Origin of the sequence: Parabacteroides gordonii MS-1 = DSM 23371 (assembly GCF_000969825.1) — a bacterium.
Classification (GTDB): Bacteria; Bacteroidota; Bacteroidia; order Bacteroidales; family Tannerellaceae; genus Parabacteroides; species Parabacteroides gordonii.
The window spans coordinates 2801065-2822487 of sequence record NZ_KQ033919.1; the positions used below are offsets into that span (position 1 = coordinate 2801065).

10 protein-coding genes and 1 pseudogene are annotated in these 21423 nt (G+C 39.3%); 9 read left to right on the plus strand and 2 right to left on the minus strand.

What is annotated here, in order from left to right:
* From HMPREF1536_RS10615 to HMPREF1536_RS10625, 3 genes are all read left to right on the plus strand, one after another.
* Complete coding sequence (locus tag HMPREF1536_RS10615) at window positions 1–3741, plus strand: TonB-dependent receptor (protein ID WP_028730355.1); 3741 nt, start codon at window positions 1–3, stop codon at window positions 3739–3741.
* A gap of 11 nt (window positions 3742–3752) precedes the next feature.
* Window positions 3753–5342 carry a RagB/SusD family nutrient uptake outer membrane protein gene (locus HMPREF1536_RS10620; RefSeq protein ID WP_028730356.1) on the plus strand — a complete coding sequence of 530 codons (1590 nt, stop codon included), beginning with the start codon at window positions 3753–3755 and terminating at the stop codon, window positions 5340–5342.
* 72 nt (window positions 5343–5414) lie between these two features.
* Window positions 5415–6650, plus strand: a complete 1236-nt coding sequence (locus HMPREF1536_RS10625; RefSeq protein ID WP_028730357.1) for an alpha/beta hydrolase family protein — start codon at window positions 5415–5417, stop codon at window positions 6648–6650.
* A 31-nt stretch (window positions 6651–6681) separates the two neighbouring features.
* Here the strand turns inward: HMPREF1536_RS10625 and HMPREF1536_RS10630 are convergent, their stop codons facing one another.
* Window positions 6682–7827: a DUF6051 family protein gene (locus HMPREF1536_RS10630; protein ID WP_028730358.1), complete on the minus strand. Its 1146-nt coding sequence runs from the start codon at window positions 7825–7827 to the stop codon at window positions 6682–6684.
* A 178-nt stretch (window positions 7828–8005) separates the two neighbouring features.
* Between HMPREF1536_RS10630 and HMPREF1536_RS10635 the strand changes: the two genes are divergently transcribed.
* Window positions 8006–8848 carry a LytR/AlgR family response regulator transcription factor gene (locus tag HMPREF1536_RS10635; protein WP_028730359.1) on the plus strand — a complete coding sequence of 281 codons (843 nt, stop codon included), beginning with the start codon at window positions 8006–8008 and terminating at the stop codon, window positions 8846–8848.
* Between the two features lie 89 nt (window positions 8849–8937).
* Here the strand turns inward: HMPREF1536_RS10635 and HMPREF1536_RS28425 are convergent.
* Window positions 8938–12857 (minus strand): annotated as a pseudogene (locus HMPREF1536_RS28425) (hybrid sensor histidine kinase/response regulator transcription factor).
* A gap of 246 nt (window positions 12858–13103) precedes the next feature.
* On the opposite strand from HMPREF1536_RS28425, the gene HMPREF1536_RS10645 reads away from it, so the two are divergent.
* From HMPREF1536_RS10645 to HMPREF1536_RS10665, 5 genes are all read left to right on the plus strand, one after another.
* Window positions 13104–14192, plus strand: a complete 1089-nt coding sequence (locus HMPREF1536_RS10645; protein WP_044193689.1) for a Gfo/Idh/MocA family protein — start codon at window positions 13104–13106, stop codon at window positions 14190–14192.
* 166 nt (window positions 14193–14358) lie between these two features.
* Entirely contained in the window at window positions 14359–15114 is a 756-nt protein-coding gene (locus HMPREF1536_RS10650; RefSeq protein WP_028730361.1) for a 3-keto-disaccharide hydrolase, read from the plus strand.
* 29 nt (window positions 15115–15143) lie between these two features.
* Complete coding sequence (locus tag HMPREF1536_RS10655; RefSeq protein ID WP_028730362.1) at window positions 15144–16490, plus strand: Gfo/Idh/MocA family protein; 1347 nt, start codon at window positions 15144–15146, stop codon at window positions 16488–16490.
* An 11-nt stretch (window positions 16491–16501) separates the two neighbouring features.
* Window positions 16502–18343, plus strand: a complete 1842-nt coding sequence (locus tag HMPREF1536_RS10660) for a glycoside hydrolase family 13 protein (RefSeq protein ID WP_028730363.1) — start codon at window positions 16502–16504, stop codon at window positions 18341–18343.
* A 17-nt stretch (window positions 18344–18360) separates the two neighbouring features.
* Window positions 18361–21423, plus strand: coding sequence for a SusC/RagA family TonB-linked outer membrane protein (locus tag HMPREF1536_RS10665; RefSeq protein WP_044193632.1), 3063 nt, complete (start codon window positions 18361–18363; stop codon window positions 21421–21423).

Consider the following 21423-nt stretch of genomic DNA (forward strand, 5'->3'; position numbering starts at 1 on the left):
ATGAAAAAGAATATAAATAGAATAAAACTCATGCCTGATTTCACAAAATGTATGAGTTTGGCGATTTTTTTAACATTTTCCGGCAATTCTAATGCCAACAATAGTGAACTGACTTATGCAGAACAAACCAATTTCACCATTTCCATGGAAAACCAAACGCTGAAAAGTGTTGTGGAGTGGATTGAAAAGAATAGTCAGTTTATTTTTATTTACGATACGGACCTCGATCTGTCTCACCGCGTAAGCGTAGATGTATATAATAAGCCTGTAGAAGAGATTCTTAAACAAATTTTTTCCGGTACGAACCTGGAATATAATATTCGCAACCGGCAGGTAATGATCCGCAAAGCGGAAGTTAAGACAGCTCCGGTAAATCAGTTTGTACAACAGGAAAAGGTTACGATAAAAGGTGCCGTAACCGACATAAAGGGGGAGGCTATTATCGGTGCTAACATCATAGAGGATGGAACGACCAACGGAACCATAACTGATATCGACGGACAATTTAGTTTGCAAGTCGATAAAGGGGCGAAGCTGATAATCTCGTATATCGGTTATATGACGCAGACTCTGCCGGTGGGACAAAACCATTTTTTAAAGATATCTCTCAGAGAAGATAACAAAACATTGGAAGAAGTTGTCATCACCGGGTATGGTGGAACGCAACTCCGCTCGAAAATGACCAACTCTATAGCTAAGGTCGATAACTCGGTATTAGCCAACGGTACTTATACCAATCCTGCACAGGCATTATCTGGAGCAGTGGCTGGATTGAGAGTGCAGCAGACAAGCGGTAAGCCGAATGCAACACCGACACTGGTTCTGCGTGGAGGAACTAACCTGGATGGTAGCGGTTCGCCTTTAATTATCATCGACGGAGCGGTTCGTGAATCGTTGAGCGATGTTAATCCCGAAGATATCGAATCGATGGAGGTGATGAAAGATGCCGGTGCTACTGCAATTTACGGGGCACGTGCATCCAACGGTGTTGTCCTGGTCACAACCAAGAAAGGAACAGCAGGCCGGACGGAAGTGAATCTGAGTGCTAAAGTCGGATTGAATTTCTTTCATAGCCAATATGAATTTTTAGATGCGCACGATTATCTTTATTATATGCGCTCGGCTTTTCATCGTTCTTCTCATATCTGGCAGGATCAATCGGGAAACTGGCGTGGTTTTGCCAGTGATGCAACGCTTTCTGGTACACAGCCTTATGGTACGGGAAACCGTTATTTTGATGCTAACGGGAATATACTGAACGGAAACAAAGATAATACGGCTGTTTGGGGCGTAATGAATTATACCGACGACCTGGCTTTTCTGTTGAAGCAGGGTTGGCAAACAATGGATGATCCTGTTAATCCGGGTCAGAAGCTTATCTATGCCGATAATCAGCTAAAGGATTATAATATTAAATCGCCGGCTATTTCGCAGGATTACAACCTGAGTGTTTCGGGTGGAAATGATAAAGGACATTATTATGCCAGCCTGGGATACAATCATAGTGAAGGTAATGCTGTAAATAACTGGTATCGCCGGTTGAACTTTACCATCAATGCCGACTATAAGATCAAGCCTTGGCTGACTTCCAATTCCTCTTTATCGTTTACCGATTCAAAATGGGACGATGGTGCTGCCGGATATGCCGGTGAGACAAATTTCTTTAGTACCACATTATCCGTACCTCCAACTTTCAGGGTAAAAAGTCCTGATGGTGATTGGTTGGCCGGACCTGCCGTGGCTTCTTACGCACGTGGTTGGACCACAGCAAAGGTGTATGAAGATGCTTTGAATTACGATAATAACACCGACAAGTTCAATATTAGCCAGTCATTTACTTTTAATATTATGAAGGGACTGACTTTTAAGGCTACCGGAGCCTGGTATTATTTTGACGATAGTCGTGAGTTTTTTAAAGGCGATTATATTGTAGCTACCGGACCAGTCTACGATACCAACCATAGTACATCCAACAAACATGAGCGTTTATTGGATCAGACATACAATGGTATTTTGAATTATCAGACTACTTTCTTGCAGGATCATACGTTGGATGCCATGCTGGGGGTGGAATATTATGATTCTTACAAGAAAGGTTTCTCTGCTTCCGGTTATGGTTCGCCATTGTCCGATTTTCAAGATCTGAATTACACATCGACAGCTTCCGGTGTAAGACAAATCGATTCATGGCATTACCGCCAGCGTATTCTTTCATTTTTCGGTAGAGTAAACTACGATTATAAATCTAAATACTTGCTGAGTCTGGTTCTGCGTCGTGACGGATATTCAAAATTACCGAAAGATAATCGTTGGGGAACATTCCCCGGTATTTCCGGTGGTTGGGTATTTTCAAAAGAGGGCTTTATGGAAGATATGGCGGATGTACTTTCTTATGCAAAGGTACGTGCCAGCTATGGTGCTAATGGAAATGTGTCGGGAGTACTCGATGCTAACGGCAATATTGTAACCGGACTCGATTATTATACCGTGCAGGGTTCTTATGGTATTATGAAAGACAAAGACGGAAAGACTGTAGCTAATTATAACGGTAAAGTTCCTTTGATGTTGAACGATCTGCCTAATCCGACCATGCGATGGGAAAAGTCATATACGTTTGAAACAGGTTTGGATCTGGGTTTCCTCAATAATAAGTACGTATTGAATTTTACCTACTACAACAGACATACACAAGATAAGTTTGCGGAAATTACATTACCCTCTCATAGCGGTGTTTCTTCTTTCCTGTCGAATAACGGAGAAGTACAGAACCAGGGTATGGAGTTGGAACTCACTGCCAATATCCTGCGCACGAAAGACTGGAAATTTACGGTTAGTATGAATACGGCATATAATAAAAATAAAATAGTATCATTACCATATAACGGTCTGCCTAATAATATGCAGGATGCTTATCAGGTTTACACCGGTAATAAGTTGTCTGACGGAAGTTATGAGAAAAAATGGGTAGGCGGCTATCAGGAAGGACAGGAATATGGTGTTATCTACGGCTTTAAATCGTTGGGTATTTATAAAAGTGAGAGTGAAATTGCCGGTAACTTAATCGACAGATCTACTTATACCGAGAATGGTGCGGATGCAAAAGTTCTGTATGGACCTGATGCATGGGCCAAGATGTCGGATGCTGAAAAAGAAAAAGGTTTACCTATACAGGCCGGTGATGTTAAATGGCTTGATGTAAATGGTGATGGAGTTATCGACGATTATGATCGGGTGAAGCTGGGTAATACGATTCCTCATTGGACAGGAGGTTTTAATATCAATACATCCTGGAAAGGTTTATCACTGAATTGTCGCCTCGATTATGCTCTTGGATTCTGGGTGCACGATTTTAAAACACCTTGGATCATGGGGAATATGCAGGGAACATTTAATACTATTTCTTTGGTAAAAGATTCATGGTCGGAAACCAATCCGAATGGAAAATATCCTGTTTATGGATGGGCTGACTTCTTGGGAAAGCGTAATTATGACAGAATTTCGGATATCAATTGCTATCGTGGCGACTACCTTGCTTTCCGTGAAGTAAGTCTGGCATATACATTGCCCCAGAACTGGATTCTGAAGACGGGTTTGAGTAAAGTTAATGTGTCTGTTACAGCTCAGAATTTGGGTTATATCACGGCAGCTAAGAATATGGCTACTCCTGAATATGGTGTTAGTCAGAATGGTGGCTATCCGATGCCCAGATCGGTTGTGTTTGGCCTAAATGTTACATTCTAATAAGATAGATTATGAAAAAGTTATTTTATAGCATAAGCATATTATTAGCAGGGATGATCGGACTTAACTCCTGCGATTCATTAGATTTGTCGCCTGAAGATTATTACGGCTCAACTAACTTCTGGAGTCAAAAGTCACAGGCTGAGATGTTCATGACCGGTATCCATGCTGATTTGAGAAGTAAATACCAGATGCCGGTTACTTTGGGAGAGTTCAGAAGCGAACTTCTTATAAGCGATGTTACCTCTATGGGGGAAGGAGTATATGGTCCCCCTATGACAAATAACTTGCTGACCAAAGATAATACAGGTATTAAGGATTGGTATGAGCTATATCCGGGTATCATGCATATAAATCTGTTTATAAAAAATGTAGACAGGGATATCGACTATATGACCGAAGCCGAGAAATCATTCTATCTCGGACAAGCCTATGGTTTGCGTGCTTATTATTATTTTTATCTTTATCGTACGTTTGGTGGGGTTCCACTGGAAACGGAGCCGACTGTCACAGAGGGTAACATTGATATTACAGCCTTATACAAGGCTCGTTCGACTCCGGAAGAAACATTGAACTTTATTAAAACGGATATAAATAAATCGGAAGAGTTCTTCGGTAAGGCTGATAAGAAAATTTCCGTTTTATATGAATGGTCGTATTATGCAACGGAAATGTTGAAAGCAAAGATTTATATGTGGTCTGCCAAGGTGACGACAGGTGCGGATAGAGAGGGAGGCCATATTGCTTCGGTAACCACGGTCGATCCGGGTAACAGCGATTTGCAAACAGCAAAAACTGCCTTGTCGAATCTTTTGAACCAACAATTTGAGTTAGTAACGGACTACGCCGGTTTATGGACACCGGAAGGAAAGAAAAATAAGGAACTTATTTTTGCTTTGTGTTTCGACAAAAACGAACTGACCAATTGGGGAGCGAATTGGTTCTATAATGTTGCTCTTTTCACGAATGCAACAGACCTGGATGGTAATAGGTATGATGCAGATCCTTTGAAGTTGTTGACGGCAGGGCCGCTTCGCTATGAATATAAGACAGCGTTTGTAGATATCTATGATAAAGACGATTCGCGTCTGGATGCGACCTTCTTCCAATATTTATTTGAAGGAAAAACCCGTGGTGCTTGTTGGAAAAAGCTGATAGGTCATACCGATGGAGGTACTCACTACTATGATTCGGACGTTCCTATTTACCGTTACTCGGATGTGTTGCTAATGCTGGCAGAGTGTGAAAACGGTTTAGGAAATTCGGCTCAGTGTGCGAAATATATTAATGATGTCCGCCAACGTGCTTACGGTGATAAATTTGCGGGACATGAATTTATAGGAGGTAGTTTTGCGGATAATGAATGGGCTATTTTACAGGAGCGTGATAAGGAGTTTGTTGGTGAAGGTAGTCGTTGGTTCGACCTTCTTCGTCTGAAGGATGCCAACGGTAAACCATTTGTCTTTTCTGCTAAAGCACATTATGGTAGTACGTTACCTATTTTGACAGACGATCAGTCTTATATGATGTTGTGGCCTGTAGATGTTGAGGTTTTGAACGGTGATCCGGAGATCAAACAGACTCCGGGCTATGATAATTAAAATAGAAAAGAGCCTGGATGTATTATTTATGTCCGGCTCTTTTTATATGTATACTATTAAATTCTGATGAAAATGAAAATATCTGTTCTTCTTCTTTTAATCTGTAGTTTCTTCCTGACTGGTTATTCGCAGAATTATAACCCCCAGGAACATGCAGTTTTGAAATCGGATCGTCCGGATGGGCGCTTTCTGAGTTCGTATGGTATTGTACATGAAATGCTGAAAGATACGCATCCGAAGTTTGCTTATCGGACGGGTATGTCTGGCGACGAATTTGAGCAATGGAAGGATAGTGTCCGAAGTGCTATGGTTACAATTATGAAATTTCCGGAGGTGAAGAATCAGCCCGATCCTGTTTGTGTCAAAACGGAAAAAAGGGATGGATATACAATAGAAAAATGGGAGTTTTATCCATTTTCTAAGAGTGTATCGACCTTTCTTGTATTGAAACCGCACAACCTGAAGGATGCTGTTCCCGGTATCTTGTGTATTCCGGGGTCTGGAAGAACAAAGGAAGGGTTGGCCGGAGAACCCGGTATATGTCCTAAGTTAACAGAAGATACGACTGATCCGAAAGTGACAATGGCTTTGAACCTTGTAAAGGAAGGCTATGTGGCTGTTGCTGTCGATAATGCTGCGGCCGGTGAAGCTTCCGACCTTGAGTGTTATGATAAAGGATGGAATTATGATTATGACGTGGTTTCCCGTTATTTGTTGGAACTGGGCTGGAATTGGCTTGGATACACCTCTTATCTGGATATGCAGGTATTGAAATGGATGAAAAAACAGTCTTTCATAAAAAAAGATCGGATCGTAGTAAGTGGTTTTTCGTTGGGAACAGAGCCTATGATGGTTTTAGGTGTATTGGATAGGGATATTTATGCTTTTGTGTATAATGATTTTTTATGTCAGACACAGGAACGGGCTGTTGTTATAACGGCACCGAATAAAGAAAACAGGCGACCTTTTCCTAACTCTATCCGTCATTTGATTCCTGACTATTGGAAGTATTTCAACTTTCCGGATGTTGCAGCTTCTCTCGCTCCCCGTCCGATTATCTTTACGGAAGGAGGCCTTGATCGCGATTTCCGCCTGATTCAGTCTGCTTATGATGATTGTGGGAAGCCAGAAAATGTGGAATTTCATCATTATCCGAAGTTTGCCGATAAAACTAAGAGAAATGATGTAGAGCACCTTTCGGAAGGTCTGACTCCACAAGCTTATTTCGAATTGGTAAATGTTGATCCGCCTTCCCATTATTTTAAGAATGAGTTGATAATTCCCTGGCTGCATAAAATACTGAAATAACGCTACATGTTATATAGCTAAACACTTTTTTCTAAAGGAATGCAGCCGCTTTACTGAAAATAGAGTCGAAAGCCTGATTGACGAGCCTTTGATCCGCTTTCGACCGGAATGGGAACGGTATCTGATGAGAATACTGGAACGGAAAATCTATTTCTTCCAGTATTTTATCGGATGCTTTGCCCAATGCTTTGATCACTCCGGTGGTTGGCATTACGATATCTTTTTTCAATGAAATAGTCCTGATACGGTTGCAGGCCCGCTGGAAGAACGATTCGCGGTAGTCCTGCAATACGTCCGGACGTATCATCGCTTTAAAAGCTTGTTCTAGAAAATCATTTTTGAAGGAACCCGGTAACAAACGGTTCTCCAGGAAGTCATGACGGTAATAACGTTGCAAGCTGTCGAATGCTTCCTGATCCATGATATCGCGTGCACTTCCATTCATCTGGCTGAAGATGGAGCCGCCGCAAAACATAAACAGGCGGGTGTCGCTGAACATTTTCTCCGGATTGCTGAGTAGTAACACCTGCGATAACAAGGCCCCGATCGAATAGGCGAACAGGTTGATGGAAGTATCTTCCTTGAATAAAGGATGCCGTCCGTCTTTAATTTCATGTACCAGTTGCCAGAGATTGTAAACCGATTCGCGGCCGGATGCATAAAAGCGTAGCGGATTGATCGACAATCGGCTGCTCAATGCTACATTGGCAAAGGTGGAGTTGACCAGATCGTTGATTTTCTGCTTACGTTGTCCTACCCAGGGAAGAACAGCCCGCGGGTTGCACCAGCTGCCCGGTGTACGGTTCATGTGGAAAGCGATAGGGAAAAGAATGACCGGCTTTCCGGTTGTTTCGGCCAGGTATTCGGCCCAGGTCAGGTATTTTTCCCAGGTACGTTCGTTCAGCCCATGCAGGAGAATGATCGCTTTGTCCCGTTTCTCCTTTCCGGAAGGTGCAAAGATTGTATAATTGAATGATTTATTTTCCTGGATATGGTCGTCCGTGAGAGAACAGAATTCGGTTGTGGCAAGTTCTTTCTGGAATTCATCGATCTCGCCGGCTGCTATTGTTTGCGTAAAGCGAAAAGGAATTATATCCAGACGGCTCTCTTCCAGGCGTGCCTTTTTATCGTACGAGAAAAGGCTGTTGAGTTGTTGTGTGCGAAGTGAGATATCCATAACATTCTTGTTTTTTCTGCAAACAAACACTATAAAAACAATCCCGGCAAATAAATGGTTCCGGCGAATATCAAAAGGGGCGGAAAGTAGTATATAGGGGCGAATTTTTTATATGCGGGGCGAATGTTTCGGGATTTATAGTACATTTGTTACCAAATAAGAGGCAAAAGATATGGGAATGTTAGGTTATAAAATCCCCGGATATATTTATGAGAAGTCGAATATTGTTCGTCTGATTCTGCTGACGGCACTTTTTGCTTTGGTGTTTATCAATATCTATAAACCGTTCAGTTCTTCCAGTTGGTATTCGGTTTCCGAATTCAAGTTTTTCGTTTTCTCCAGCCTGATCATTCTGACGGGTGTACTGGTTGTCGTTATCAGCCGGATCGTGATGTATTATTGGGGGAAGAAGCATGAGATAACAACCGGGGCATATGCGTTATGGATATTGCTGGAGATATTTTTTATGTCTTTATTCTATACCATCTATACGTTGGTGTTAAATCCGGAACGGGAGTACCTGAGTGCCTTTAAAGAGTCATCCATCAATACGAGCCTGGTATTATTGCTGCCTTATTCTGTCTTACACCTGTATTTTTCGTATAAGGAGAAAGAGCGGCAGCTGCGCTTATTGGAGGAGGATAGGGCTGAGACGGCGAATAAGCTGTCTGTCTTTTCTTTTTATGACGAGAAGCATGAATTGCGGTTGTCGGTGAAACGGAGTAATCTTTTGTATATCGAATCTGCCGATAACTATGTCTGTATCTGGTACCTTAATAAAGGTATCCTGACAAAGTTCATGCTTCGGAATTCGTTGAAAGCCATAGAGGAAAGCCTGGCGGAAACGAATGTGTTGCGTTGTCATCGTTCCTATATGGTCAATTTCGACCAGGTGAAAGTAATACGCCGCGAAAAGGATGGCATTTACCTGGAACTCGGTATCGAAAAAGTCCCTGATATCCCTATCTCAAAAACCTATAGCGAAAAGGTGACACATTGGTTTATGACGTATTCGTCGTGAAAATAAAAAACAATTTTATATCTGTGGCATTATGATTATAAGGGTGATAGTTGCCTTATTTTAATTATCGCTACTCCATCACAATCGGCTTATTTTATCTCTACGTTGTTTTCTTTTGCGAATTGTGAAGGGCTCATGTTAAATTGTTTGGCAAAAGCCCGGCTGAAATATGACTGGGAGTTGAATCCTACTATTTCGGCTATTTCATAAATCTTCATATCTCCCTGTAGGATTAGTTCTGCGGCTCGCTTCAAGCGGCTGATCTTAATCAGTTCATTCGGAGTCATATTGGATAAACCATTGATTTTACGGTAAAGAGTGGGCCGGCTTAAATTCATTAAGCCGGCTATCATATCGACATCCATATCAACGTCGTTGATATGGCTATTAATGATTTCATTGAGTTTTTTCAGAAAACTCTCGTCAGCCTTGGTATAGGCTATGGATTTCATATTTGCTATCGGGGAGTTGAAATAATAAGTCCGCATATTAGTCCGGTTGTTCAGCAGGTTTGTTGTTTGAGTTAATAATAAATCCATAGAGAAAGGTTTGTCTATATACGCATCCGCTCCGAGTTCAAGGCCTTTCATACGGGATTGCAAAGTACTTTTTGCAGTAAGAAGGATCACCGGAATGTGGCTGAACTCAAGATCGGTTTTAATCTTTTTCAATAAAGTAAATCCATCCATGACTGGCATCATGACATCGCTGATAATCAGCTGTATGCCGTGTTTTTTCAGACATAGAATGGCCTCTTCGCCGTTACTGGCTGTGACTACATTATAGTGAAGGTTTATTTCTTGTCCTATAAAGTGTAGCATTTCCCGGTTATCTTCTACAATAAGTATAGTTGGCTGTGATTCTTTTATAATATATTCCCGATCAATGGTGGGAGTAATTTCTTTTTTCTCCTTTTCCTCGTCTAGCTTCAGGGAATTGGGTTGGTTGACTGGCAAACGCAATCTAAAAGTAATTAAGCCGGAAAATACTTCCTCCAGTGTTAATGATCCTTCGTGCATCTCGGCCAATGAGCGGGCCAATGGTAATCCTAATCCGGTTCCGGATTTGTGAAAGGAAGATTCATCCCTGTAAAAAGGTTTGAATATTTTTTCTTTTATATCATTGGATATTGGATTTCCGTCATTCATTATATCTATAGTAAAATGGTCATTCACTTTTGATTCAAAACGAATGATGATTTTACTTTTTGCATATTTGATAGCATTCGACAGGAGGTTGCTGAGTATTTTTGTACAGGCTTCTTTATCAACAAATGCGTAGAATGATTTTATATCCTCTTCAATGACCATTTTCAGAGATTCTTTTTCGGCTGTATCCTGAAAACGCTCATAAGTTTCATGTATAAGCAAGATGACGTCCGTATGTACAAAATTAAGTTTATATCCTTCTATCTCTGTTTTTCTGAAATCTAAAAGTTGATTTACCAGATCCAGTAACCGGTTTGCATTCTTATCTACTATTGCCAGATAATTTTTAGCAGCAGGTGATAATTTTATATCTTTGGTTACTTTTTCCAATGGACTTTTAATGAGCGTTAGCGGAGTCCGGATCTCATGGGCTATATTGATGAAAAAGTTGATTTTAGCAAGATAGAGTTCTTTCTCCTTTTCATTTTCGAACTCCTGTATCTTTTTTCGAATTTCGGTCTTGCTATGTTTATCTATCATGATAAATAGTAAAATAATAATTCCAATTGCTATTATTCCGTATATAATTAGTGAAGTAGTAGAGAGCCACCAGGGGGGAAGGATGGTAATATTAAAAGTGGCAGGTACATCATTCCATATACCGGATAGATTGGCTGTTTTTACTTTAAGAGTATAATTCCCGGGTGAGAGTTTAGTGAAATATACCCGGTTTTCTCCGACTACATGATACCATTTGGAGCTTAATCCTTCCATGCAATAAGCATATTGAGTAAGATTGGGAGCCTGGAAGTTTAATGAAGTATAATCGATGTAGAATGTCGATTGGTCATATTTTAAGATGATGCTCTGTTTGAATGTGATGTCTTCCTGCTGTAACATGTTGTTCTCCGGGTCATTGTAGTTGATTTGTGTCATATATACTTTGGGCTGACTCGTAGATTCCCGGATATTGTCCGGATGAAAACTGATCATTCCTTATCGGGTGTTTTCATCGAAGAGTTATAATTTAACTGATTTGAAGTTAAGCCGTGCTCTTTCTTCAGAACTTTTATTTCACGGCTTATAGGATTAAGACAAACAAGCCCGTTGGCTGTACTGATCCACATTTGTCCTTTATTATCCTCCTCAATACGATAAATCACATTACTGGGTAATCCATCTTTTACGCTGTATTTTATATTATTCCGGCTAACGCGGTCATACATTTTTAATCCATCTCCGGTGGCAAACCATAGGTTATTATTACTATCCTCATAAATATCATTAATCATCCGGTCTGAGTTTGTATTTACTGAGTCCAGTCTGAATTCTCCCTGTTGCTGATTTACCGGATTATAAAAATACAGTCCTTTACTGAATGTTCCTGCCCAGATAACTCCTTCATGATCTTCAAAAATAGTTTGTATTCTGCAATTATCAGGAAACTGGCTGAATCGTTCGAAGATATCTTTTTGAGCATTATATTGATACAGACCCAGTGCTGTTGCTACTAATAAGTTGTTATCATGGAGTTTATATAAATATACAATGATATCATTTTTATCGACATAAGGATTAGAGGCTATGGTATAGTGTTTGATAATTTTCTCTGTATGTATATCCATGACATCAATCCCGTTGGCATGTGTCCCTATCCAAAGGTGATTCCCGATTAAGGTCAAACCATGTATACAATTCTGGGAAAGCCCGTTTGTGTCGTTGAAATAAGTATAAGTTTGTTCCCTGGTATTTAGTTTATTAACTCCTGCGTCTTCTGTTCCGATCCAGATATTATTATTTGTATCGATACAAATATCATGAACAATATCTCCATTGATCGTTTTTTCTCCTGGGATATTGTAATACCGTTTGATATTGGAATATGGAGGACAATAGTTAATGCCTCCGTTATCCGTGCAAATCCAAATTCCTTCTTCCTGATCTTTGTAAATCTGTTTAATCGCGTTATTGGACAGTGAGTAGGGATTACTTTTATTTTGTTGTATTTGCATTATGGAGCTTGAAAGAATATCATAAATGTAAATGCCATTGAAAGTGGCGATCCATACTTTTTCATTGGTTATCGGTATAATATTCCTCGTATAGAGTGGCGATTTTTTTTGTAGAGGCAAAATGTCTTTGTATGTTTTTGTCTGTGTGTCAATTCGTTTGATACCATTATCTTTAGTACCTACTAATAATATATCGTTTGAAGGAGAAGACCATATGGTTGTCATATTATAAATAGGTTGTTGCATATTTTGATTGTTTAAGTCTAAAGCTACAAATTCATTCAGGATATGATCGAAGAATATAATATCGCCGTTGGATGTCGTTGCCCAGATTTGATCTTGTGTGGTGATATAAAAAGAAGTAACAGGATCTCCTTTGTATGAATAATTTATATGTAAATTCTGAGAATCATTGTATTTTACGAGAGAATTTCCGTAGAGAAGTGTCCATAAATTTCCTTGTTGATCAAATTGTAATGAATGGCAGCTTATTCCTTTTGTAAATTCTATAAGAGAAAATGAATCTGTTTGATAATCATACTTTTGAATGCCTATATTGGTACTAACCCAAATATCTCCGGTCGGACTGATTGCTAAATCTAATATATAGTTACTGACTAATGATCCGTTTTCAGTAGAATAGTTTTTGAACGTATGAAATTTCTTACTGTCAAATCTGTTCAGTCCGTCCCTGGTTCCAAACCACATAAAACCATAATGATCCTGTATGCAGCATGTAACATGATTGTTGCTTAATCCGTCCTCCATACCATAAGATTTGAAGTAATAGGGATTAGCACTCGTATTAGCGAGATTGAATAAGCATAATAAAGTAAATAGATATTTCATATCCTTTTTGTATTTCTTATTTGGTTTGCAAGATATCAACTTTTTTGTTTTTGTTCTTGAATATTTGTGTCATTCCATTTCATATCGTATCAATATCCGTCTTTTTGTATGGGTATTTTTATCTGTCAGTTGAAATATGGCCTTTTTGATACGAAAGATAACAAATTTGATAAAATAATCCGGGATGTTTGCTCTGTGGCTGTTTACTTTTGGCATAGTCAGTATGAACATGTAAAGATTAATCATATGAGTTCAAAAGTAAAAGTAGGAATAATCGGTTTTGGCCGCATGGGCGGTTTTTATTTGGAAGAGATGCGGAAAAGTGAGAAATGGGATCTTGTATATATTTGTGATACAGATCCAGCTGCACGAGAGTTGGCAAAAAGTAAATCTCCGAATACACAAATAATAGCTGATGAGCAAATTATATTTGAAGATCCGGAGGTAGAGGTGGTCGGCTTGTTCACTCTGGCTGATTCCCGCTTGAGACAGATCAGAAAAGCTGTGACATTTGGGAAGCATATAATTTCAGAAAAACCGATTGCTGACACGATTGAACATGAATGGGAGGTTGTCAGAACGGTAAAGGATACTGCTTTATTTTCGACGGTAAACCTGTATTTGCGTAATTCCTGGTATCATAATGCGATTAAAGAGTTTATTCAACAAGGGGAAATCGGAGAACTGGCAATTATCCGCATTTGCCATATGACTCCGGGGTTAGCACCGGGTGAAGGACATGAGTATGAGGGGCCGTCTTTTCATGATTGTGGTATGCATTATGTGGATATCGCCCGTTGGTATGCCGAATGTGAATATAAGACCTGGCATGCACAGGCTGTTAGAATGTGGGACTATCACGAACCCTGGTGGTTGCAGTGTCATGGCACTTTCGAGAATGGAATCGTTTTTGATATAACCCAAGGGCATGTATACGGGCAATTGTCTAAAAAACAAACGCATAACTCCTATGTTGATATAATAGGTACGAAAGGTATCGTCCGCATGACTCATGATTTTAAAACGGCAATCGTAGATTTACGAGGAGTAAATACGACTCTTCAAATAGAAAAACCTTATGGTGGAAAGAATATAGATATCCTCTGTAATTTGTTTGCAGATTCTGTTCAGACAAAAACAATCAATCCACAGTTACCCTTAATGGCTGATGCGGCGATAGCTTCTGAATATGCCTGGAGGTTTTTGACAGATGCGAAGAAACACGAAATGCCTTCTATCGGAGATTCACAGACATTGGAAGAAATTCGTGAAAGAAGACGCAATATGACGGAAGGATATGGTTTGCTTCGTTGTGTAAAATCGTATCATTCATGATCTGTTTTTCTCATCAATAGATGAAAAAGTCCGGATATTGAGAGATTGCAACAATCTGAAATGATTTTGATATGATTAGATGGTTTGATTTTTAGAATCAGTAATACATTTGTGATAGCTTCATATTTTGATTTATACAGGATACATTAATTTAATACTTATTGATATGAAAAAAGAATTTGTATTTATCTACCTTTTATGTGTGACATTTTGTATGAATGCCCAACAGAGTAGCCAACAACAAAAATGGAAACCGGAAAGTACAGAATGGTATTCTCCCGTACCGCCTAAGGTAAAACCAGGGATAGGGAACGGAGCTCCTTCCGATGCTGTTATTCTGTTTGACGGGAAAGATCTTTCTATGTGGGAATCGGCAGGTAAAGAAGGTGGACCGGCCAAATGGACAGTGAAAGATCAGGCAATGATTGTAGTTCCAGGAACTGGATCAATTCGAACGAAGGAATACTTTGGAGATTGTCAGCTGCATATTGAATTTAAAACTCCTGTTCCCGGAAAAGAGAATACACTGCAAATGAAAGGCAACAGTGGTATCATGTTGCAGAGCCGTTATGAAGTACAAGTTTTGGATTGTGAAGATAATCCTACTTACGTAAACGGTTGGGTTGGTAGTATTTATAAACAAAGTGCGCCATTGGCAAATGCTTTTACGAAGACGAATGAATGGCAGGTATATGATATATATTGGAAAGCTCCTCGTTTTGGTACGAACGATGTATTGGAATCTCCGGCAATGATAACGGTTGTGTTGAATGGCATTGTAGTACAGAATAATTATGTGCTGAAAGGTACAACTCCTTATACCGGTTTGCCTAAATATGTTGCTCATGGTCGTATGCCCCTTAGTCTGCAGGATCATGGAGTCGAAGTTGCTTTCCGGAATATATGGATTCGTAATTTATAGAATAATGTTTAACCTTAAAATAATAACTTATGACAACACGCAGAAAATTTTTAAAAAGTTCGACGATGTTAGCAGCAGGTTTGGGTATTTCTCCTCTTTTATCATCGGCATCACCATCGCCAGCAACTCAGAAAAAGGAAGAAGTAGTTAATGGACGGGTGAATATTGCAGTGATCGGTGTGGGGATGGGATGCCGGGATCTGCAGGGAGCATTAACGGATAATCCCTGGGTGCATTGCGTGGGAATGTGTGATGTAAACAAAGTAAGGCTTGATGAACAGATTGCCCGATTTAAGGCGGATTATCCGGAACAAACAGCCTCCGTTAAAGCCTATAATGATTTTAGAGAAGTTCTGGCAAACAAGGATATTGATGGAGTGATTATTGCTACGCCGGATCACTGGCATCCTTATATATTTGTCGAGGCATTGAAAGCCGGAAAGGCGATTTATGTGGAAAAACCCGTAGCTAATTCTATTTCGGAATGTAATGTGATGATGGATGTTCAGAAAAAATATCGGGGAATAGTGACCACTGGGCTTTGGCAAACAAGCCAACGTTATTTCAAGGCGGCTAACGAGATATTGAAATCAGGAGTCTTAGGTGATGTTTATAAGGTACAGTTATGGCTGTGTCAATCCACCAATCCGCGTCCGGGAGTGGCGGACTCTTCCGCTCCTTCTACATTAGATTATAATATGTGGTTAGGGCCGGCTCCCGAACGTCCCTTCAATAATTCCCGCTTTCGTGGCTGGCGTGGTTTTTGGGATTATGGTGGTGGACAGCAAACGGATTGGGGCGTGCATTGGATCGATTCTGCTTTTGACGGTCTGAAAGCATTGGGATTATGTGATCGTGAATATCCTGAAGCCGTGTTTTCTACAGCATATAAAGATCCCACATCATTTAACGAAACTCCCAGTTGTCAGACAAGTATTTTTCAATATAAGAATTTTCATATAGAATGGGCTCAACAGGTAGCTTATTTATACAACAGAAATCAAGGAGTAGCCTGGGTCGGAAGCAAAGCAACTTTGGTGTGCAACCGTGACGGCTATGAGCTGATTCCGGAGAAAACCCGAGAGGGTATTTTATTGACAGACCGTGCACAATTGATCGGAAAATTCGAAGATGGTGGTGTTGAGGCTCATGCAACGAATTGGTGTAAGTGCATATTAAATAAATCAACGGCTACGAACAGCCCAATAGAGAAAGGTGTATTTGCAACGATCCTTGCCCATATGGCTAACATCTCGTATCTGACAGGAACTCGTGTCGCATATGACCCTAATGCTCGCAAGTTTGTTAATAATCCTAAAGCAGACGCATACCTGAAGAAGGTTTATCGGGAGCCTTGGAGATTTCCTGAAATTTAATATGTATAATTATGAAACGACTATTATTATTTGCCATTTTCTTATTTAATGTTTGTCTTGTGTATGCGATTGACATTACAAGACTAGAACCTGCCTGTTGGTGGGTAGGTATGAAAAATCCCGAATTGCAGATTATGGTATATGGTAAAAACATAGCCCATTCTCAAGTACGGATTGAGTATCCCGGTGTCAGAATGAAAGAAGTTGTTGGATTGGAAAATCCTAATTATTTATTCATTTATCTGGATATATCTCAGGACGCTCAACCGGGTATTATGAATATTACTTTCCAGAATGGAAAGGATAAGAAAGTACAGCAATTTGAGTTAAAGGAAAGAAGTCGGAAACCTGGTGCTGCCGGCTTCTCTTCAACTGATGTAATGTATTTGATTACTCCGGATCGTTTTGCCAATGCAGATCCATCGAATGATAATTTGGATGAGGTGAAAGTGGACCGCTCTAAAGGAGGAGCCCGTCATGGTGGTGATTTGAGGGGGATAATAAATAAATTAGATTACATCCATGAGTTGGGGGTTACAACAGTTTGGTTAAACCCAGTTTTGGAGAATAAGATGCCTGGAGGATCTTATCATGGATATGCAATTACTGATTTTTATAACGTGGATCCTCGGTTTGGTTCAAATGAAGAATATTGCGAGTTGATTGATAAAGCGCATGATAAAGGCTTAAAGGTTGTGATGGATATGATCTTTAACCATTGTGGAAGTTCACACTGGTGGTTAAAAGACTTTCCTTCTTCTGATTGGCTGAATAATCAGGATAACTTTGTTCAGACAACTCATTTTAAATGGACTCTGATGGATATTCATGCTCCGGAGTCGGAAAAAGATATTCTTGTGAATGGGTGGTTTGGAAGAGGAATGCCAGATTTGAATCAGAAGAATAAACATCTGGCCAGATACTTAATACAAAATAGTATTTGGTGGATTGAGTATGCACGTATTGATGGTATTCGTCAAGATACGCATCCTTATGCTGATTATGACTTTATGGCTGCCTGGTGTAAGGCTGTCGAAGATGAGTATCCTGATTTTAATATTGTAGGTGAGGCCTGGTATCCTAGAGGTACGGCCTCGGCATGGTGGCAAAAAGGTTCGAAAATCAATAATTCAAACAGTAATTTAAAAACGGTCATGGATTTTGATTTGACTTTTACTTGTCAGAAGGCATTCACGGATGAGTGCTCCAGTCGTGAAGGTAGTGAGGCTGGCTTGTTTAAAATTTATGAGGTAATAGCACAAGACTTTTTGTTCCCAGATCCAAATAATGTATTGATTTTCTTAGATAATCATGATTTAGGCAGATTTATGCAAAAAGAAGATTCTGATTTAAGGCGGTATAAACAGGCTATTGCATTTTTATTGACAACTCGTGGTATTCCTCAAATTTATTACGGAACGGAAATTCTGATGTCTGGTACAAAAGCAGAAGGTGATGGAGTTATACGTACTGATTTTCCAGGAGGATGGGCAGAAGATAAGAAAGATGCTTTTACATCTGAAGGGCGTACAGTTTTACAGAATCAAGCCTGGAATTATATGAAAAAATTATTGATGTGGAGGCAAGGTAATGATGCTATAACAACTGGAAAGTTAGTACATTACACACCAGATAAATCGGGCTGTTATGTATATGCACGTGTAAAGGATGACAAAACAGTACTTGTTTTGATGAATGGTACAGATCAAGATCAGATATTGGATATGGGGCGTTTTCATGAAGTCGTAAAAGAGTATAAGTCTGGAAAGGATATTATAAATGATACGAATATTACATTAGATACGGCTGTGAGCATTCCTGCCCGTGGTGTTTATATTTTAGAACTTGTTTAACTTTAAATTTAATAATCATGAGAAGTATTAGTAAATTTCTAATCAGTTTTGCGCTTACACTTTTCTCATTAACAGCATTTGCGCAAATTAAGGTTACAGGAACGGCGTCTGATGCCAATACTGGAGAGCCATTATCGTTTATAGCGATACAGGTGAAAGGAACAATAACAGGGACAACTTCAGATATAGACGGGAAATATAATATAGATGTTCCTGATAGAGATGCGGTTTTGGTTTATTCTTATATTGGATATAAATCGCAGGAAATAAAGGTCGGTAATCAAACTCGTATTGATATTCGTTTGTCGGAAGATATAGAAGCACTTGATGAAGTGGTGGTCGTTGGGTATGGTGTACAAAATAAAAGGGATGTCACTGGTTCGATAGCCAAAGTAGGTAGTGAAGAACTGATGTCGGTTCCAACCAGTTCTTTTGATGCAGCATTACAAGGGCGTGCTGCTGGAGTACAGGTTACTCAAACATCTGGTTTAGCTGGTTCGGGTGCCGCTATTCGTGTAAGAGGTATTGCTTCTATTACTGCAGGTGGTGATCCCCTGATTGTCATTGATGGAATCCCTATTATGCAAAATGCAGGAGATCGGGTAGGAGCAGCACAAGATAATCCGATGTCGTCAATTAATGCGAATGATATTGAGAGTATTGAAATCTTGAAAGATGCTTCAGCTACGGCTATTTACGGTTCCAGAGGTGCGAATGGTGTTGTTTTGATTAGTACAAAACGCGGGAAATCAGGAAGACCACAAGTTAATTTTAGTTCTAAAGTTGCATTTTCAACTCTTAACCGTAAAGTTGATATGTTAGGAACGCAAGATTATTTGAAAATTTATAAAGAGGCTTTGGATAATGATTATAATTATAATCCTACTGGAGCTCCTGATCCTTCTACAGTTTCAACCTATCCTGGAGGTTTTACAGAAGAACAAGCATTACAAAATAATTCAGATTGGCAGGATCTTATTACCAGAACGGGAGTCTCTACTTATAATGATCTTTCAGTTTCGTGGGGTAATAAGAAGATTCAAACCTACCTAGGTATATCTAATGTTGCGGAGAATTCATATTTGGTAAATGATCATTTTGGAAGGACAAGTATACGCCTCAATATTGATTATAAACCTATTGATATTTTAAAGATAGGAGGAAATTTTAGTTTCTCTCATACAGATCATCGTCCTACTCCTTCAAGTTGGGATGGTGGCTGGGGACGTGCTGTTAGTAGTTCCTTACCTTACTATCCGGCATATAATTCAGATGGCAGTTATTATGTTTTTCCTCTGTCAACAAATCCGGTGACAGAGGTTAATGAGAAAAGGCGTAGAATATTTACTCAACGGACAATGGCTAGTTTATATACGGATTTACAGATTATAAAAGGGCTGTCATTGCGTTTGGAAGGAAATATTGATTACCGGGATAATGAATCAAATTATTTGAGAACTAAAGAGTTATCGACAAAGCCCAATAGTAACGTGACAAATCGTTATGAAACAAATTGGAATGCAAAAGCTCTATTAAATTATAGTCTGGCAATTAATGATAAACATCGATTTCATTTCCTGTTAGGTACAGAAGTTCTCAAGTCTACACGTGTTTCAAATTATACGAATGTTGTATTTGAACAGGGAAAAGAAAATTGGTTATTTAAAAATCCTGTTTTTGATGAGGCAAATAAGACATTTACGAGATATCCCAATCAGGATTTTTCATTTATTTCTTTCTTCGGACGTATAAATTATACGTTAATGGATCGATATATGTTTACCGGAACTTATCGTAGGGATGGTTCATCTAGATTTGGGGAAAATAATAAATTTGGTAATTTCCCCGCTGCTTCTATCGGTTGGCTTATAACGGAAGAGGATTTTTTGAAGGACAATGATGTAGTAAGTTTATTGAAATTGAAAACAGGTTTTGGTATAACCGGTAATGCTGAGATTCCCAATTATGCACAATGGGGAGCTGTTAGTGTGAATACGAATCAATTATATGTAGGAGATAATTATTGGCATATTAATTCGCTGAAAAATTCGGATTTAAAATGGGAAACTACATCTACGTTTGATGTAGGGTTGGAATATGGATTTTTGAAGAATCGTATTTCCGGTGAAATAGGTTTTTATAATAAAAATTCCAAGGATCTTTTCCTGAATGTAAGTGTACCAGCCTCTGTCGGATATACAGCTTTTTTGGCAAATATAGGAAAGGTACGTAACACTGGTGTGGAATTTAATATTAAATCAGTGAATATTACAAATAGAAATTTCGCCTGGACTACTGATTTTAATATCAGTTACAATAAGAACAAAGTATTGGATGTTGGCAATGCCGGACCCGATGCATTAAGTGGAGAAGGCGATACACGAGTTCTGGTAGGTCAGCCTATTGGAGTCAACTACCTTGTTAAAGTTTTGCGTGTAGATCCGGAGGACGGTATGCCTGTTTATGAAATGCTTGATGAAAATAAGAAACCCATTGGAGAAACAAAGGAATATAATGCAGATAGAGATCGGCAACCAGTAGGACACCCTTATTCTGATTTTGTTGGCGGTTTAAATAATACATTTACTTATAAGAATTGGGATTTTGGATTTATGTTTACATTCCAGATCGGTGGTAATATTTATGATGACGGAGAGAAGTTCCAAATGAATAATGTCGGTACGTGGAATTTGAAAAGCAATGTTCTTGACAGATGGCAAAAGCCTGGTGATATTACCGATATACCTCGTGTTAGTTTGGGTAAAAGTGGAATTGAATTAGCTAGAAATACAACGGAGTATTTACATGATGCGAGTTTTTTGCGTTTGAAAAATGTGAGCGTAGGTTATACGTTTAAAGGTATTAAAATTAATAAGCTTAATATTCGTGACATTCGTTTATATGCCCAGGCTACCAACTTACTAACTCTTTTCAGTGAGTATTATAATAAATACAGTGGTGAACCTGAAATTATGCGTGATGTCGATTCGGCCCAAAAGAGAAATTTAAGTTTGAATGTAACTTATTTGACTCCTCCTCAGGCTCGTACATATACAGTTGGATTAAGTGTAAACTTTTAA

Bases quoted from the DNA above. Each gene is read 5' to 3' on its own strand.
- HMPREF1536_RS10615 (WP_028730355.1), top strand. From the start codon at position 1: ATGAAAAAGAATATAAATAGAATAAAACTCATGCCTGATTTCACAAAA.
- HMPREF1536_RS10620 (WP_028730356.1), top strand. From the start codon at position 3,753: ATGAAAAAGTTATTTTATAGCATAAGCATATTATTAGCAGGGATGATC.
- HMPREF1536_RS10625 (WP_028730357.1), top strand. From the start codon at position 5,415: ATGAAAATATCTGTTCTTCTTCTTTTAATCTGTAGTTTCTTCCTGACT.
- HMPREF1536_RS10630 (WP_028730358.1), bottom strand. From the start codon at position 7,827: ATGGATATCTCACTTCGCACACAACAACTCAACAGCCTTTTCTCGTAC.
- HMPREF1536_RS10635 (WP_028730359.1), top strand. From the start codon at position 8,006: ATGTTAGGTTATAAAATCCCCGGATATATTTATGAGAAGTCGAATATT.
- HMPREF1536_RS10645 (WP_044193689.1), top strand. From the start codon at position 13,104: ATGAGTTCAAAAGTAAAAGTAGGAATAATCGGTTTTGGCCGCATGGGC.
- HMPREF1536_RS10650 (WP_028730361.1), top strand. From the start codon at position 14,359: ATGAAAAAAGAATTTGTATTTATCTACCTTTTATGTGTGACATTTTGT.
- HMPREF1536_RS10655 (WP_028730362.1), top strand. From the start codon at position 15,144: ATGACAACACGCAGAAAATTTTTAAAAAGTTCGACGATGTTAGCAGCA.
- HMPREF1536_RS10660 (WP_028730363.1), top strand. From the start codon at position 16,502: ATGAAACGACTATTATTATTTGCCATTTTCTTATTTAATGTTTGTCTT.
- HMPREF1536_RS10665 (WP_044193632.1), top strand. From the start codon at position 18,361: ATGAGAAGTATTAGTAAATTTCTAATCAGTTTTGCGCTTACACTTTTC.